Annotated in this window: 12 protein-coding genes; 2 read left to right on the forward strand and 10 right to left on the reverse strand. The window is 69.4% G+C overall.

Annotation, left to right across the window (positions count from 1 at the left end):
* Nucleotides 1–5: 5 nt before the first annotated feature.
* From recD to EQ874_RS18575, 6 genes are all read right to left on the reverse strand, one after another.
* The gene (gene recD, locus EQ874_RS18550) at nucleotides 6–1886 is read right to left on the reverse strand and encodes an exodeoxyribonuclease V subunit alpha (protein WP_064062292.1); all 1881 of its coding nucleotides are present in this window, start codon (nucleotides 1884–1886) and stop codon (nucleotides 6–8) included.
* A gap of 8 nt (nucleotides 1887–1894) precedes the next feature.
* Complete coding sequence (locus EQ874_RS18555) at nucleotides 1895–5224, reverse strand: UvrD-helicase domain-containing protein (RefSeq protein WP_129977692.1); 3330 nt, start codon at nucleotides 5222–5224, stop codon at nucleotides 1895–1897.
* A gap of 14 nt (nucleotides 5225–5238) precedes the next feature.
* Nucleotides 5239–8532: an exodeoxyribonuclease V subunit gamma gene (gene recC, locus EQ874_RS18560; protein ID WP_129977693.1), complete on the reverse strand. Its 3294-nt coding sequence runs from the start codon at nucleotides 8530–8532 to the stop codon at nucleotides 5239–5241.
* 138 nt (nucleotides 8533–8670) lie between these two features.
* Nucleotides 8671–8868, reverse strand: coding sequence for a hypothetical protein (locus EQ874_RS18565; RefSeq protein WP_064062237.1), 198 nt, complete (start codon nucleotides 8866–8868; stop codon nucleotides 8671–8673).
* A gap of 169 nt (nucleotides 8869–9037) precedes the next feature.
* Nucleotides 9038–9538 (reverse strand): DUF2505 domain-containing protein, encoded by a 501-nt coding sequence (locus tag EQ874_RS18570; protein ID WP_129977694.1) that lies wholly within the window; start codon nucleotides 9536–9538, stop codon nucleotides 9038–9040.
* Nucleotides 9539–9604: 66 nt separating this feature from the next.
* On the reverse strand, nucleotides 9605–9904 hold the full coding sequence (locus EQ874_RS18575) for a hypothetical protein (protein ID WP_129977695.1): 300 nt from the start codon (nucleotides 9902–9904) through the stop codon (nucleotides 9605–9607).
* A 340-nt stretch (nucleotides 9905–10244) separates the two neighbouring features.
* On the opposite strand from EQ874_RS18575, the gene EQ874_RS18580 reads away from it, so the two are divergent.
* Together EQ874_RS18580 and EQ874_RS18585 are read left to right on the forward strand one after the other, a co-directional pair.
* Nucleotides 10245–11204 carry a hypothetical protein gene (locus EQ874_RS18580; RefSeq protein WP_064062291.1) on the forward strand — a complete coding sequence of 320 codons (960 nt, stop codon included), beginning with the start codon at nucleotides 10245–10247 and terminating at the stop codon, nucleotides 11202–11204.
* Between the two features lie 157 nt (nucleotides 11205–11361).
* A complete protein-coding gene (locus tag EQ874_RS18585) occupies nucleotides 11362–12066 on the forward strand; it encodes a type 1 glutamine amidotransferase domain-containing protein (protein WP_129977696.1) in 705 nt (234 codons plus the stop codon).
* Here the strand turns inward: EQ874_RS18585 and EQ874_RS18590 are convergent.
* From EQ874_RS18590 to EQ874_RS18605, 4 genes are all read right to left on the reverse strand, one after another.
* The gene (locus EQ874_RS18590; RefSeq protein ID WP_129977697.1) at nucleotides 12063–13085 is read right to left on the reverse strand and encodes an alpha/beta hydrolase; all 1023 of its coding nucleotides are present in this window, start codon (nucleotides 13083–13085) and stop codon (nucleotides 12063–12065) included. The two genes, EQ874_RS18585 and EQ874_RS18590, sit on opposite strands and share 4 nt — an antisense overlap.
* A gap of 131 nt (nucleotides 13086–13216) precedes the next feature.
* Complete coding sequence (locus tag EQ874_RS18595; RefSeq protein ID WP_129977698.1) at nucleotides 13217–13453, reverse strand: helix-hairpin-helix domain-containing protein; 237 nt, start codon at nucleotides 13451–13453, stop codon at nucleotides 13217–13219.
* Nucleotides 13454–13462: 9 nt separating this feature from the next.
* A complete protein-coding gene (locus tag EQ874_RS18600) occupies nucleotides 13463–14437 on the reverse strand; it encodes an NAD(P)/FAD-dependent oxidoreductase (RefSeq protein ID WP_129977699.1) in 975 nt (324 codons plus the stop codon).
* Nucleotides 14434–15294: a class I SAM-dependent methyltransferase gene (locus EQ874_RS18605; RefSeq protein ID WP_242496804.1), complete on the reverse strand. Its 861-nt coding sequence runs from the start codon at nucleotides 15292–15294 to the stop codon at nucleotides 14434–14436. The genes EQ874_RS18600 and EQ874_RS18605 overlap by 4 nt, the downstream gene beginning before the upstream one ends.
* Nucleotides 15295–15380 lie beyond the last annotated feature (86 nt).

Consider the following 15380-nt stretch of genomic DNA (forward strand, 5'->3'; position numbering starts at 1 on the left):
ATCGGCTACACGTCGATCGCCCGCCGCAGCCCACTCGCTCGGAGCACCTGCCGGGCCACACCCGCGCGTACCGCGTCCTCGGTCCCGATGATCCGCACGTGCGACCGCGCCCGCGTGATGGCGGTGTACAGCAGTTCGCGAGTGAGCAGCGCCGATCCGGAATCGGGCAACACCACCGACACAGTGCCGTACTGACTGCCCTGGCTGCGGTGGATCGTCATCGCGTAGACGGTGCTCACCGCGGGTAACTGGCTCGGGCGCAGTTCGAACGGCGTCTCGCCGCGCGCGAATGCCGCCACGAGTTCGTCGCCGCGCCGCACCACCACGCCGGTGTCGCCGTTGTAGATCTGCATGTCGTGGTCGTTGGCGGTGACGAGCAGGGGCCTGCCGGGATACCACCCCTCGGGGTCGAGATGCTGTCCCGCAGCCTCGCCGATCCACTCGGCGGCCTGCCGCGCCCACCACTGCACACCGGCCGGACCGTCGCGGTGCGCGCACAGCAACCGGTGCTCCTCGAACCGTGTCAGCGCCGTCTTCACCTCGCCCGTCTCCGCGGCCTTGGTGACCTCCTCCGCGGACCGGACGATGTCGTCGCGCAGAGCGTCGAGGTCGTGGGGAGGAACGAACGAGACGTGCGGGTCGCCGCTGCGCAGGATGTCGAGCACCTCGTCGCCGTTCCCTTTGCGGACGGCCACCGCCAGATCCGCGATCGCACCACCGAACCGGCGTCCCCGGCTGAGGCGCACGACGCCGCCACGCAACCGGTCGCGCTCCTTGTCCGAGAAGCCCTTTTCTTCGGCAGGATCCCCCTCCGCCACCAGATCGCGGATGACGATCCGCTCGAAGACCGGGTCGAGTGTGCCCGTCACGGGCCGGGCCACCAGGTCGGCCAGCACCGCACCCGCGTCGACGGACGCGAGCTGATCGGGGTCGCCCACCAGCACCAGCCGGGTGTCGGGCCGCACCGCCTCGAGCACACGGCACATCATCGTCAGCGACACCATCGACGTCTCGTCGACGACGATCACGTCGTACGGCAGATGGTTGCCCGTGTGGTAACGGAAGCGCGTACGTCCGCGCTGCCAGCCGAGCATCCGGTGCACGGTCATGGCCGTGAGATTCGACGGCAGACCCAGTTCCGCCTCCTGCTCGCGCACCGACTCCTGCAAGCGCGCGGCGGCCTTTCCGGTGGGAGCAGCGAGACCGATACGAAGGTCGTGCCCGTACAGACGGGTGAGCAGCGCGAGGATCCGTGCGACCGTGTGGGTCTTGCCGGTGCCAGGTCCGCCGGCGATCACCGTGGTCGGCCGGGTGACCGCGAGCGCCGCCGCGACGCGCTGACGGTCGGGTGCCGGTGCGGGCCTGGCGGGATCGTCGGGGTGATGGAACAACTCGTCGAGCGTGGCCGCGATCCGCTCTTCGTCGAGGTCGGGGAAGGTCGCCGTGCGCTCGGCGAGTACCCGGCGGATCGTCTGTTCCTGCCGGAAATACCGGTCGAGATAGAGCAGCGGGCCTTCCGCGGTGTCGACGAGGCGCAGCGGACGCAGCGGCCCGCGCTCGCCGCCGACCACGAGGGGACTACGCCGCAACGCCGCGAGCACGTCCTCGTCGCGGGGCCACGGCAGGCTCGCGGGATCGACGACGGGGTGTCCGTCCTCGTCCTCCTCGACGGTGACCTCGCGGAGCCGGGTGAGGTCGAGGCACACCGATCCGGACCGGACGGCACGCACCGCCAGTGCGGTGGCGAGATGCACGTGCGGGTCGTCCTCGCCGCCGAGCGTCGCGAGTCGCAGAGCGACGTGCACGTCGGCGGCGGAGAGTGCGCCCACCTCGTTGAACTGCCGCAGAACACCCTTGCCGCGCTGGGCGATCCGAACGTCGGTCATGGACTCGATCACGAGATCACGGCCTTTCCGGCGAGAAGGTCGGACAGGTCGGTGACGAGATCGGCCGGCGGATGCCAGTCGAACACCCCACTGCCGGGTGGGCTGTCCGGTCCGGCCATGCCGCGGACGAACAGATACTGCACGCCACCGAGGTGGACGTGCGGATCGTAGTTGTGCATCCGCCACCGCAGATAACGGTGCAGGGCAACCGAATAGAGCAAGGCCTGCATCGGATAGTGGGCACGGAGCATCTCCGCCGCCATCGCCTCGCGGGTGTAGTGGGCGGTGGTCAGCTCGCCGACGGGCGCGAGCCGGTTGGTCTTGTAGTCGACGACGACGAATCGCGGCCCCTCGGTACGCAGTACGGCGTCGATGCTGCCGTTGAGATAACCCCGCAGCGGCACGGGTTCGAGGGCGCGCACCGGATCGGCGTAGGCCGCCATCGGATCGTCGGCGGGCAGGTGCCGCCGCAACAGTCCGCCGACCGCATCGAGGGTGACGGTGACGGGCAGCGAGCGCTCGCCTCCCGTCAGCGGCAACTCGAAGTCGAGTTCGGAGAGCCGGTCGGACGGGGCGAAGTCGGCGAGGGTCCGGCCGAGCGGCCCGAGCGGGGTGCGCATCACCGGGAGCAACGCCGCCGCGAGCTGCGCGGGATCGATCGGCGACATCTGGCGGCGCACCGTCTCGCGGCAGCAGTCGAGCAGTTCGGCCTCGAGATCGGCGGCCGAAGTGTCGACGACTTCGAGGACCGCGTGCACCAACGTGCCGAACACCGTGCCGCCGGGCAGGCCGTTCATCGGCGACGGAATGCCTGCGCCCCCCGGTTCGGCGCTCAATGGAGGCTCACCCGGCTCGTCGGTCGTCACCGGCTCTTCGACTTCGCTACCCATCCCGGGCGCATCGTGCACCGAGGCGGTGAGCGCCGAATAGGAAGTCCGGCGCCAACTTTCGTCGACGACCCGATCGAAGCGGGCGGCGGCGAGCGGTCCGGTCTCCACGCGGGGGCGGGTCCAGCGCAGCACCGGAATCGGATGCGGCCCCACCGCTTCGGCGGCGATGACCCCATCGGCGCGCGCGGCCCACCTGTCGAACTCCTCGGCCATGGCCTCGTCGTGGCCGATCCGGCCTTCCGCGGCGATCTCCGCCGAACCGGGCTCGCGAGCGAACAGCAACCGGTGCAGCGGCGACCGAGAGGTGGGGGTGGACGGTGCCCACCAGAGGGTCAGCGCACACTGCGCACGCGTCACCGCCACGTACAGCAGGCGCAGTTCCTCCCCGGCCTCCTCGAGTTCGTGCAGGCGGCGCCGCGCGACGTAGCCGGGTCCGCTCTTGCCGCCCACATCGAGGATGCGGCGCCCGTTCTCGTGCAGCAGCAGCTTGTCGGGTTCGGGGTTCTTCGCGGCATCCCACCCGTACGGGACGTGGACGACGGGGAACTCGAGTCCCTTGCTGCCGTGCACGGTGAGGATCTGGACCGCCGCGGCGTCGCTGTCGAGGCGTCGGATCCGGTCGGCCCCACCGCGGTCGGGATCGTTGATGCGATCCTCGAGCCAGCGGGTGAGGGCGGCCGGACCCAGCGACTGCGCAGAGGCGACGTCCTCGAGCAGCTGTGCGACGTGACGGATGTCGGTGAGGGTGCGTTCCCCGGACGGTTCGTCGAGAAGGCGGGCTTCCACCGAACCGAAGGACGCGAGCCGTTCGAAGACGGCGGCGAAACCGGAGCGGGCGTAGACGTCGTTCAGTTCGCGGAGCAGTCCGCCGACCTCCACGACCAGCGCTTCGCCCTCCGAATCGATGTCGGCCATCGTGCGGCCGAGCAGCGGGGTGAGCGCCGCGAGTCGGACCCGGTCGGCGCGGTGGGGCTGTTCGAGCGCGTAGAGCACCCACAACCAGTGCTGCGCGGACGGTGTGGCGAACACACTCGTGCCACCGGCGACCACGCACGGCACGTTCGCCTTCGTCAGCGCGTCGTGGACCAGCGCCACCTGCTTGTGCTTGCGCACCAGGACGGCGATGTGGCCGGGTTGCACGCGTTTCGGCCCGGCACCGAGGTCGACGGTGACGTTCTCGTCGTCGAGCAGGCGCACGATGTCGGCCGCGACGTCGCGGGCGACCCGCCCGCGGAGGCCGTCGAGGTTCTGAGGGAAACCCCAGTCGTTGAGCGGACCGGCGCCGGCGCGAGGCAGATGACGTACCCGCAGGGGCGCGATGCCCGAGAGCCGGGACTCGGCCGCAGCGGCTTTCACCGGGTTCACCACGATGCGGGGATCACCGAGCGCGGCGCCGAGATGGACATGTTCGAGCGCCCGGACCAGATCGCCGTCGCTGCGCCAGTTGGTGGTCAGCTCGCAGTAGGTGTCGGATTCGGAGACCGCGTCGAGATAGCTGAGCACTTCCGCACCGCGGAACGCGTAGATGGCCTGCTTCGGGTCGCCGACGAGCACGAGTGTGCTGTGCCCGTGGAACGCCCGGCGCAGGATCTCCCACTGCTTCGGGTCGGTGTCCTGGAACTCGTCGACGAGGACGACGGAGAAACGCGTACGCATCCGCCGGCAGGCGGCGTCGCCGTGCTCGGGATCGCCGAGGACCGCGTGGAGCAAGGACAGCTGGTCGTCGAAGTCGCGCAGACCCAGCCGTCGCTTGCGTCGTTCGACCTCTTTCCGGACAGCATGCGCGAACTCGACGCGTTCGCCGGCCGCGGTGCCGTCGGCGTCGCTCGGGGCGAGCTCGGCCTGCGGATCGAAGATCGCCTCCTTCGCGGCGACTGCCGCCTCGGCGTAGGTGATGGGAGCCTGCCCCCGGCCGTAGCGCTGCAGGTAGAGATCGGCAACGACGTCCACCCGCAGGTCGTCGACGTCCTCCACGACCGTCACGTCGGGTTCGCGCTCCCCGGCGATCCCGAGCTCGTCGAGCATGCGGCGGCAGAAGCCGTGCGTGGTGGAGATGGTGCCGGAATCGAAGTCGGACAATGCCTGTCGCAGTCGGGCCCGCCGCGCGTCGACGTCCTCGCTCGCGAGGTGACGGACGAGCACGTCGCTGCTGAGCCGCGCACTGCCGGGATCGGCGAGAGCCGTGGCGACCTGCGCGAACCGGTTCCGCGTGCGTTCGCGGAGTTCCTGCGTGGCGGCCCGGCTGAACGTGACGAGCAGCAGGTCGGACAAACGGGCGTGCCCTTCGGCGACGAACCGGGTGGCGAGCCCCACGATGGCGTACGTCTTGCCTGTTCCCGCACTGGCCTCGAGCACGGTCGTACCGCTCGGGAGCGGCCCGAGCAGATCGAAACCTTCCGGCGGCGGACCGCCCACCGCTCGCGGATCGGTGATGGCACTGTCGGGCACGCTGTGTCCTTCTCTCACGGGCGCCCCTGGTTCTCGGAGGCGAGCAGAGGCTCCCACAACCGCCGGGCGAGCACACCGAAACGGGTCGGGTCGTCGAACCAGCCGGCCTCGGCACCGGCCGGGGCCTCGGCGGTGAGCTGCCCTATCGTCACGTCGGGCCCGTACAGATACCTCACGTGCCGGTCCTTCCTGTCGCCGAACGCGCCGCCGAACGACTTCGAGGCCGCCGACAGCGCCATCTCCACGGAATCGCCGCGGTGGCGGCGCTCGGCGTACTCGGCCGAGGTGCCCGTCACCAGCGGCAGCGGCCGGCACAGTCCGCGGTCGCGCAGATCGACCAGTGCGGTGAGCACCTCGACGGCGTCGTCCGGGGCACGGAGGGTCGAGCGCCAGGCCGGATACGACCGCGACCGGCTGCGTCCGGTGGTCACCGCGCGCCAGTGCCCGGGATGGCCCGATGCGACGACGGCGAGCAATCGGATCCACGCTTCCAGGCGATGTTTCGGCGACAGCTTGGAGTACGTACTGCGGGCGAGTACCTCGTCGTGAACACCGCCCACCGTGCCGGTGAGCCGACGCCCGTCGCCGAGATCCACACGGATGTCGACGGTGCGGGCCCGACCGGTGTGCACCCCGGCACAGGCGTGCACGAGACGTTCGACGTTGTCGCTCACCGCGTCGAGGGTCTTCCGGCCGAGCGCGAAGGGCGGCAGCGTGCCGCGACGCCACTCCGCGTCCTGGAAGGCCCCCGCGGACATGCCCGCCAACCGCGCTTCGAGCATGCGGTCGCCCAGCTGCCACTGCGCGAGACCGTCGAGTTCGACGTCGAGCGCGTCGGCGATGCCCTCGTCGGTGTCGGGAATCCGCAAGCCGAGCCGCTGCCGGAGGAATCCCTGGGTGGGATGTGTCAGGAAGGCGACGAGCTCGTCGAGATCGACATCGGTGCGCGCCGGGGCCGGAAGATCGTCGAGGAGCAGCGCACCCGATCGGTCTCGCACCTCCGAACCGCCCTGTCCGGCACGCGCTCCCGCCAGTGCGGTGACACCGAAGCCGAACGGGTCGTCGGCACGGAAGTTGCGCGGATCGAACGGCTGCAACGGATGACGCCGCACGATCCGGTCGTCGTCGACCTCGACGCCGGTCATCGTCGCCACCACGTCGCGCACCTCCGTGAGCGGAATCGCCGGCGGGCGCAGTGCTCCGGTGACGGCGTCGGCACCGGTGTGGAACAGCAACACCCGCTCCTCCGCTGCCATCAGTGCGTCGAGGAGTAGCTGCCGATCCTCGCTGCGCGGATCGCGTTCTCCCACACAGGGATTCTGGGTCAGGACATCGTCGCCGTCGATGTGCGCCGAGCGCGGGAAGACGTCGTCGTCGAGACCGAGGAGCACCACGACGCGATGCGGCACCGAGCGCATCGGCACCATGGTGCACACCGTGAGTTCGCCCGTCCGGAAGTTCGAGCGCGTCGGGCGCCCCGCGAGCCGGGAGGCGAGCATGGACCGGACATCGCTCAGGGACAACTGCGTGTCGCCGGCATGCTCGACGGCCTCGCCGATCTCGCGACGCGCGCGCGTGAGCTGCCATGCGTCGGCCGCGGGGACATCGGTGAGAAGGTCGATGCCGTAACCGAGTTCGTCCGCCCACCGCGCCGCGGGGTGCGGTCCGCGCAACCGGAGCAGAACCACCGTCAACCGGTCGATGAACTCGGCGAACCGTCCGGCGAGGTCGATGTCGTTGCTGTCGACGTCGTCGAGGGGCAACGACAGCGACAGCCACTCCCCGTCCGTGCCGTCGGCGGCGACACCGAGCAGGATGCGATCCAGTGCCGCACCGAAGGTGTTCTGCATGAAATCGCCGAGACCGAAGCTCTTGCGCTGCCACGGCCCGAGGCCCCAGCGGGCACCGGCCTCGGTGGTCCACTCCTGCAGGCGCTCGAGTCGATCGTCGTCGAATCCGAACTTCCGGCGCACCGGAGCCGAGGCGGCGAGGTCGAGAATCTCGCTGGCGGTGACCCGGCCGTCGGCGAGCGCGAGGAGTCCGGAGACCACCGACAGCACCGGGTCTGTCCGGCGCAGACCGCGATCGGCGAGGCGGACCCGCAGCGTGTGACCGGGATGCTCCCCCACCCCGGCGCCGAAGGCCGCGTGGACGAGTGGGGCGTACGTCTCGACATCGGGGCACATGACGATGACGTCGCGCGGTTCGAGAGTGGGGTCGTCGCGGAACAGATGCAACAGGCACTCGCGGAGAACTTCGACCTGCCGGGTGGGGCCGTGGCATGCATGGATCATCACGGTTCCGTCGGGTTCGGCCGATCCGTGCACGGGAGTCCGGTCGTCCCGGAGATCGGCCTGCAACCGACCGAGGAGAGTCACCGGCGGAGGGGGCGAAGCGTGCAGGAGGTCGGTGCAGTCGAGGCCGGAGAGCCGGCTTTGGAGTTCGCGCACGTCGCGGCCCAGCGCGGCGAGCAACGGATGCTGCACCCCGAGGGCACTGTGATCGTCGGCGCGGCGCATCGACGCCGGGCGCCGGACGGACCCGTCCCACATCGCCGGACTCGGGTGCGGCAACCAGATGTGCACGTCGCGGTGATGCCCGAGCGCGGACAACACGTCGACGAGGACGGTGTCGAGCCGGGTGGGACCGAAGATCGAGAGCCGCTCCGGCAGATCGACGACGCCCGGGTCGTCCCGCAACCGGCCGCACAGTTCGTCGAGTCGCTGCGACGGGCTGTCGACGCCGATGCGCGCGCGCAGACGTCGCCACAACTCCGCCTGCCACCGGAGATGATCGTCGAGCGGGGCACCCGTGCCGTCGACATCCTCCCCGGCCGCCCACCGGGCGATCATCCCGGGGCGCTGGAGTCCGTAGCTGCGCATCAGGCGGGCGAGATGCGCGGCCGTGGCGTACCGGCGCCCGGACCGATGGTCGTCCGCGCCGTGACCGAGATGGCGCGCCAAAGTGGCGCACCACGCTTCGTCGACACACTCGTCGATCACGCCGAGCAGCGACCACAGCATGCGGGAGGGGTGCCACGGGTCGTCGGCGGCGGCGATGCCGGAGGCGGCAGCGAGTGCTTCGTCGACGAGGCGGGGCGGGGACGGGAAATCGATGTTCGCGGCCACCCCGTCGCCGTCGGAGGAACCGAGCGTGCCCGACAACCGCTGGGTGAGCCACCTTTCGACACCGCGCGCGGGCACCGCGACGACCTCTCTCGCGAACGGGTCGTCGAGGGGTTTCGCGAGCACCTCGGCCAGCGCGTCCGCAAGGATGCCGGTGCGCTCGGCACGGTGCAGTATCAGCACGCGTCGATCTCCCTCGTCGTCGCTCGTTCCCGTCCGGTACGGCTTATCACACCGTCCGGACAGGCGACGGCGCCGCAGGTCGCGGGCGCGGCGGGCGGCGGACGGGCTACAGGCGGGGCGAACCTCGCCGGGAGAGGATCACGTCTCCGTCGACAGGTCGAACAGCGACAACTGGTTCTCGGCCGTCTCGGCGGTGACGTCGGCGTGGTACCGCTCCCCCAGATTCTGTGCGACATGGGCAGGGCAACCGAGTTCGCTGCCGATCTGATCCCAGGTGTATCCGGCCTCGCGGCGTTCCCACGCGTAGCCGCCGTCCTCGTGCCACGGCATCGACATGATCTGATGGTGTCCCGGGTCACACTCCGCACCGCGGACCCGGCCCGGCGTGTCGCCGGCCGATCCCGCGAACGACGATGCCGCCGCACCTCGACGAAAGGTGCGGCGGCATCGGAAGGAAGTGGTTGCCCGTCGATCGGGAGCCGGCCCGATCAGGGGACTCCCCGGGTCAGTTCTCGGCGAGCCACTTGTCGAGATCGGTCCGATCGTTCTGGACGATGCTCTCCACGAGCTGGACGATCAGGCCTTCGATCTGCCCGCCGACGACGGGAACCTTGACGGCGGCCTCGCCCCGCACCTCGATCTCGGTGCCGCCGGCCGCGGTGCCGCGCAGCTCCGAACGGGCCGCGATCGTGATCGGCAGCCCCGACGTGCTGCCGGCGAGGGTTCCCTGCGCGGTACCGCCCTCGAGTCCGCCCCACTCGTCGGTGCGCTCGATGATCAGAGGTCCTCGCACCACGCCCCGGACGATCGCGGGCAGAGCCGAGGTGTCCATCTGGTCGGAGACCTTCGCGCGGAAGGTGCCGGGGCGGGAGTCGACCTCGAGCTGCCCCGCGCCGGTCTGACTCGCAGCCAACCGGCTGTTCCAGAAGTCCTCGCTGGTCAAAGCGCCGTGGACGCGTTCGACGCTGTGGTCGAGCGTGGACGTGAAAACGAATTCCTTGGACATGACCGGAGACGATATCCTCCCACCCGGATCTGGACGAAACGGGCCTACCGGTGTCGTTCTGCCACGTCAGAGAACAGCGACGAGAGTCGCCGCAGCTCCTCCGACGACACCCGCCAGAGCGAGTCCGGCCGCCAAGGATCCCGCGACCACCGCGGCGGCTGCGAATCCACAGACGGCGAGGACGACGAACATCAGCAGACCCGCGATCGGGTGCTCGAGCAGAGCCGGCATCTCCTCCGCCGGAGCCTTCACTTCCTCCACGGAGGCATCGATCTTCGGCGCGGGAGTATCGACCGATCGTGACGGAACGGCCGTCGCCGGAGCGCTGATCACGTCCGGTGACATGACGGGTGCTGCCGTGGTCATCGTGTCGTCCCCGCTTTCCTCGTGCTGCTTGCGGCCGCCTCACGGTCGCCGGTCGCCTGGAGTATCAGGCGGACCGCGCCTCGTTCCGGCCTCGAAATCTCACGTCAAGGTGTGCTCCGAAGTTTCCCCGTGAGTAACCGGTCCAAACCGGGACCGAAGTGACTCGCGTGCGCCGAGTGGTCATTACAGCACCGAACCCGACCATGGAGTGTGTTGTGAATCACATCGACGTTAACAGCTCCGGGGCCCGGGTAGCCGACAGTTGTCACATCATTTTCCGATCGATGTGAATTCGTCGGTAGATCACCGACTCTTCCAGTGCGAAGGAGGCGAACGCACGATGACAGAGAACCGAACTCCCGCGTTGCTCACCCAGTTGCGCACACTCCACGAACTGACCCATGCAGAAACCCAGGTCGCCGAAACGCGTGTCGCGCAGGCCCGGACCGAAGCGGTACGTAAGGAGCTGACCGAGAACGCCGAGAACTGCCGCATCCGTGCGGTGGCGATCGAAGAAGCCATCCGCGATCTGGGCGGACTTCCCGATGTGGTCGGACCGTTCCTCGGTCGCGCCGCCATCATGGTGAAGACCCTCACCGAACAGGCGCAGCCGTTCGACGAAGCGCTGTTGTCGGACCTCGCCCTCGAACATCAACTCCTCGATCGGGCGCGCTACGTGAAGGCCCTGGCCACGGCGGGCGGTCACAAGTCGATCGTCTCGCTGGCGGACCGCCTGATCACCGCTCACACGGCCACGGTCGAGTGGCTGACCACCGTCATCGCGGAGGAAGCGCTCGGCGGTCCCGCCGCCCTGCGTCGTACACCGCTGCAGGCCGCGGCCGGTGCGGCAGTCCGCCTGGTCAACACGCCGGTCACCTGGTCGACGCGCGGGATCGATCGTGCGATCGACGTCGCCCGTTCGACGCGGCCCCGCATCGAGTCGCTGCTCTCCCGCGGCGCGCATGCCGGTGATGTGGCAGCCAAGACCATCGGCGCCTCGCGGGATGCCGCCCTCGAGACGGCCGAACGGGTGAGTCGGCGCGAAGGTGCCGACGGCGCCGCCGACGCCCTGCACAAGGCACGCACCGCCTCCGGTGTCCTCACCGAGGAGGAACTGCCGATCCGCAATTACGACGATCTCACCGTCCCGAAGGCCGTGGCGGCGGTCAAGGAATTGACCGAGCCCGCGGACATCCGGGCGATCGTCGCCTACGAGGAAGCACACAAGGCACGACACGGCGTGGTCTCCGCGGCCCAGACCCGTCTGGCCGCGATCGCGCAGGAGGTGGTCGGCGTCTGATCCGCCGCCTCTCCAGTTCCGTCACACGATCGCCGGGTCCCTCGAGGGCCCGGCGATCGTCGTCTCACTCGCGGATCCCGCGACCGTTCCCCCTGCCCTGTGTCGGCGCTGCCGGCAGCGGGTACGCGACCTCTACGTTCTCCCGAAAGGAACCACAATGACTCGTATCCTGTTCGTCGTCAGTGCCGCCGATCATTGGACCTTGCAGGACGGCACCCGCCACCCCACCGGATTCTGGGCGGAGGAGCTCGTCGAGCCGTACACCGTCTTCGACGAGGCCGGATACGACATCACCGTCGCCACCCCCGGCGGTCGCACGCCGGTCGTGGACCAGGCCAGCCTCGAACCCGACGCCGCCGGCGGAGAGGACCGCGTGGCCGACCTGAAGGCATCGCTCGAGAAGCTGCAACCGGTGCTGGCCGGTGCGGCAGTGCTCGAGGATCAGCGTGCCGAGGACTTCGATCTGCTGTTCGTACCCGGCGGCCACGCTCCGATGGAGGATCTCGCCGTCGACGAGCGGTTCGGTGAACTCGTCCGGCACTTCGTCGAGGCCGACAAGGTGGTGGCGATGGTGTGCCACGCCCCCGCCGCCCTGCTGCCCGCCCACGGCTCCGGTGGCCGCTGGTTGTTCGAGGGTTACCGGTTGACGTCCTTCACGAACATCGAGGAGGTCCAGGCCGGGTTGGCCGACAAGGCGCCCTGGCTGCTGCAGGACCGCCTCCAGGAGGCCGGTGCCGTCTTCTCGTCCGCAGGTGCGTGGGAACCGTACGTCGTGGTCGACCGCGTCCTGTACACGGGCCAGAACCCGGCTTCCTCGCGTCCGCTCGCCGAACGTGTCGTCGCCGAGATCCCCGCGCGCTAGGTCGTGACCTTGCGGACGAAGTCGATCGTCCGCTCGAGGGCAGCGCGAGCGTCCGGCGTGGACAGATCGAACTGGTACTCGTGTCCCAGTTCCGGTGTGTGGTCGTCCGGATAGAACAACGCATCCACCTGTACACCCAGCCCGGTGAGCCGCCGTGACAGCGGCCCGGACTGGGTGGCGGTGAGCGGATCGGCGTTGCCACCCGAGATGTAGGTGGCGGGGAAATTCTCGGTGACCGAGTCCAGGACCGACATCTGCCGCGCCGCATCCGACGAGGCGAAGTCGCGAGCACCGGTGTAGGCCCACATCGCCTGTTCGACACCCCATCCGATCAGCCCGCCGCCCCCGCCGAGTGCGGACACGTCGTAGATGCCGCAATTGAGCACCACGCCGCGGACCTGGTCCGGGGTGAAGGCCGGGTCGACACCGAGAGCCTCGGCGTAGTCGGTGTCGGTGATCGCCGCGGCGATCTGGGCGGACAGTTGCGCCCCGGCCGAATCACCGGCGAGCACGATCCGGTCGGTGTCGATGTGCAGTTCGCCGGCGTGCTCGAGCAGATAGCTCTGGGCGTCGACGAGTTGCCGCACCGGCGTCGGATAGCGGTGGCCGGGTGCCGGCGAGTAGCCGACCGACACGACGGTGAACCCCGCGCCGGCCAGACGCCGGTAGTAGCCGGCGTAGTTGGTGCGGTCGCCCGACAACCATGCGCCGCCGTGGGTCCACACGATCGTCGGCAGCGCTTCGGTGGTGCCCGGCGGCGTGTACACGTCGAGGAAGGCGTCGGGGTCGTCCCCCCGATACCGGAGATCTGCCACGAGGTCCGTCTCCGGCGCCTCCACCGCGAGCTTCGCCGTCAGCTCTCGTGCGTCGCGTTCGAACACCTTCCGCACCACCAGCGCTCCCGGCACGGGGGTCAGGACGAACGCCGCCGCCCCGACGACGATCACCACGACGAGAACCATCAGGATCCACCTACCCGCGCGCCGACGCGGCGTCCTGTCCGTACCACCTTCCGACACCTGTCCCTCCCGCCTGATCACGACGCACCCCGGTGGATCCGGACCGCACGATCATGTCGAACAGCGCAGCGGGAGGCCTCGCGTGCGACCCGTGCCGACGCAGATCACGCCTCGGCCGGGTGAGCCTGTGCTCACCCGGCCGTCTCGTATGCCGGGCAGGGCTGTTCGGCAAAGATGAGTCCCCGTTCGGCGAGTGCTTCCTCGAGGATACGGAGCGCCTTCGGCCCCACCCCGTGCAACGCCGCCAGTTCCCGTCGCGAATGCCGTGCGACATCGTCGAGTGTGCCGATTCCTTCGGCGAGCAGAGCGCGAGTCGCAGGCTTTCCGATCGCGGGGAGATCACCCGGGGTGGGGGGCGTCGACGTCATGCATCGATGTTAGAGCCGCACATCCTGACGGGCGGCTCGTTCCTCCACCGCCGCAGCAGTTTCTTCCGCGATCAGATCGGCGTTCACGGCGGCGCCTGTCATCACGCCGGTGCCTGCCGCGACCACGACCACCGCCGAGAGGTCGGCCGAGTTGCCTGCCGCCCACACGCCGGGCAGAGCGGTCTTCCCCGTCGGGTCCGTCTCGATGAAGGTGCCCACAGGATGATCGGTGACCGCCCCGCCGAGCTGCTCGTACAGTTCGGCGCGAGCCACGAAACGCGGTGCGACCACCACGGCGTCGACGTCGAACTCGGTGCCGTCCTCGAGAACCACGGCACGGACCGCGTCGCCCTCGGCGCGGAGTTCCGCGATCGCCCCGTCGACGATCCGAACGTCGCGCGCCTCGAGTTGTTCGCGGGCCTCGGCCTCCAAGGGAGGTGCCGAGTGGGTGAAGAACGTGACGTCGTCGCTGAGCTGACGGAACAACAGGGTTTGGTGCACGCTCATCGGACCCGACGCGATCACGCCGATGCGCCGGTCCCGGACTTCCCAGCCGTGGCAGTAGGGGCAGTGCAGGACGGACGTGCCCCACAGTTCGCGCACTCCGGGGAGGTCGGGCAGCTCGTCGGCCAGTCCCGTCGCAAGGATCAGTCGGCGTGCGTGCACGGCTTTGCCTCCGGCGAGACCGATCTCGAATCCTGTTTCGGTACGGCGAGCGGATTCGGCACGCCCGGACAGGATCTCGGCGCCGTATCCGGCGGCTTCCTTTCGTCCGAGCGCCAAGAGCTCGGTCGGCGCGATGCCTTCGTGCCCGAGCACGTTGTGTGCGGCCGCGGCGGGGGCGTTGCGTGGTTCGCCGGCGTCGACGACGAGCACCGAGCGGCGCGAGCGTGCCAGCGCGGTGGCAGCGCTCAGTCCGGCCGAGCCACCGCCGATCACGACGACGTCGTAGTCCTCTTTCGCGGGATTCTCCTGGGTGTTCATCGGTTCTTCTCCTTCGTTGCCCGTGCGATCCACACGGTTCGGGATGTACGGACCACCAGATCCGTTCGGTGCAGTACCGAGTCGGGACCGTGGCCGGTGAGCTGGTCGAGCGTGTCGAGATCCTCGGGGGACAGGACATGTTCGAGTGCGGTGCGCATCCGGCTCAGTACCGCGTGAGCGTATCGACGCACGGTGGCATCGACGTCGACATCGAGTTCGTCGCGGCGGATCTCGATCATCTCGAAACCGGCGCGACGCAGATTCTCGCTCCAGTCGGGCCACCTGTTCCACCCTCGGGACGCTACGGCCTCGTGGCATCTCGCTTCGAGTCCCGGTGCACCGATACCGATGTCGTCGGGCAGGAAGCGTGGCTGCGATTCCATCTCGGTGATCACCACCACTCCGGCCGATTCCATCGAGTCGAACAGTTGCCGGAGTATCGCGTCGGGATCCTCGATGTGATGCAGGGACAGCGCCGCCCAGCCCAGATCGATCGCACCCACCGCCGGCAGCCCTGCCTCGAGGTCCACCTCGACGGTTCGGATCCGATCATCGAACCCGTTGTGCTCAGCGGTCTTCCGGATCCGGCCGAGCATTCCGGCAGATCGGTCGAGAGCCACGAGCTGGGCGTGGCGGAACCGGCGGGCCAGGGCGAGTGTGCCCGTGCCCGTCCCCGCGCCGATGTCGACGATGACGCGTGGTTCCCGCGCGAGCTGTCCGGCGACCCGGTCGAGCAACGACTCGAAGTAGGGCCGATGCATCTCGGCGTCGAGGTCGAGCACCTCTGCCATCGATTCGTCGTGGGCAGGGTCGTGCGGTGCGTGTCGTGGATGCGAGGCATGGGCGTGGTGGTGCATGACTCCACGCTAGGCCCTGTTTCATAAGCAAGCGCTCCGCAACCACATATTGATCGCAGCGATACGCACCACCGCTGTGTAACGGA

Source organism: Rhodococcus sp. Q1 (assembly GCF_004153645.1).
GTDB lineage: Bacteria > Actinomycetota > Actinomycetes > Mycobacteriales > Mycobacteriaceae > Rhodococcus > Rhodococcus gordoniae.

Coding starts and splice junctions, on each gene's coding strand:
- EQ874_RS18585 (WP_129977696.1), top strand. CDS start 11,362: ATGACTCGTATCCTGTTCGTCGTCAGTGCCGCCGATCATTGGACCTTG.
- EQ874_RS18575 (WP_129977695.1), bottom strand. CDS start 9,904: ATGACCACGGCAGCACCCGTCATGTCACCGGACGTGATCAGCGCTCCG.
- EQ874_RS18580 (WP_064062291.1), top strand. CDS start 10,245: ATGACAGAGAACCGAACTCCCGCGTTGCTCACCCAGTTGCGCACACTC.
- EQ874_RS18565 (WP_064062237.1), bottom strand. CDS start 8,868: ATGTCGATGCCGTGGCACGAGGACGGCGGCTACGCGTGGGAACGCCGC.
- EQ874_RS18595 (WP_129977698.1), bottom strand. CDS start 13,453: ATGACGTCGACGCCCCCCACCCCGGGTGATCTCCCCGCGATCGGAAAG.
- EQ874_RS18605 (WP_242496804.1), bottom strand. CDS start 15,294: ATGCACCACCACGCCCATGCCTCGCATCCACGACACGCACCGCACGAC.
- recD (WP_064062292.1), bottom strand. CDS start 1,886: ATGACCGACGTTCGGATCGCCCAGCGCGGCAAGGGTGTTCTGCGGCAG.
- EQ874_RS18570 (WP_129977694.1), bottom strand. CDS start 9,538: ATGTCCAAGGAATTCGTTTTCACGTCCACGCTCGACCACAGCGTCGAA.
- EQ874_RS18600 (WP_129977699.1), bottom strand. CDS start 14,437: ATGAACACCCAGGAGAATCCCGCGAAAGAGGACTACGACGTCGTCGTG.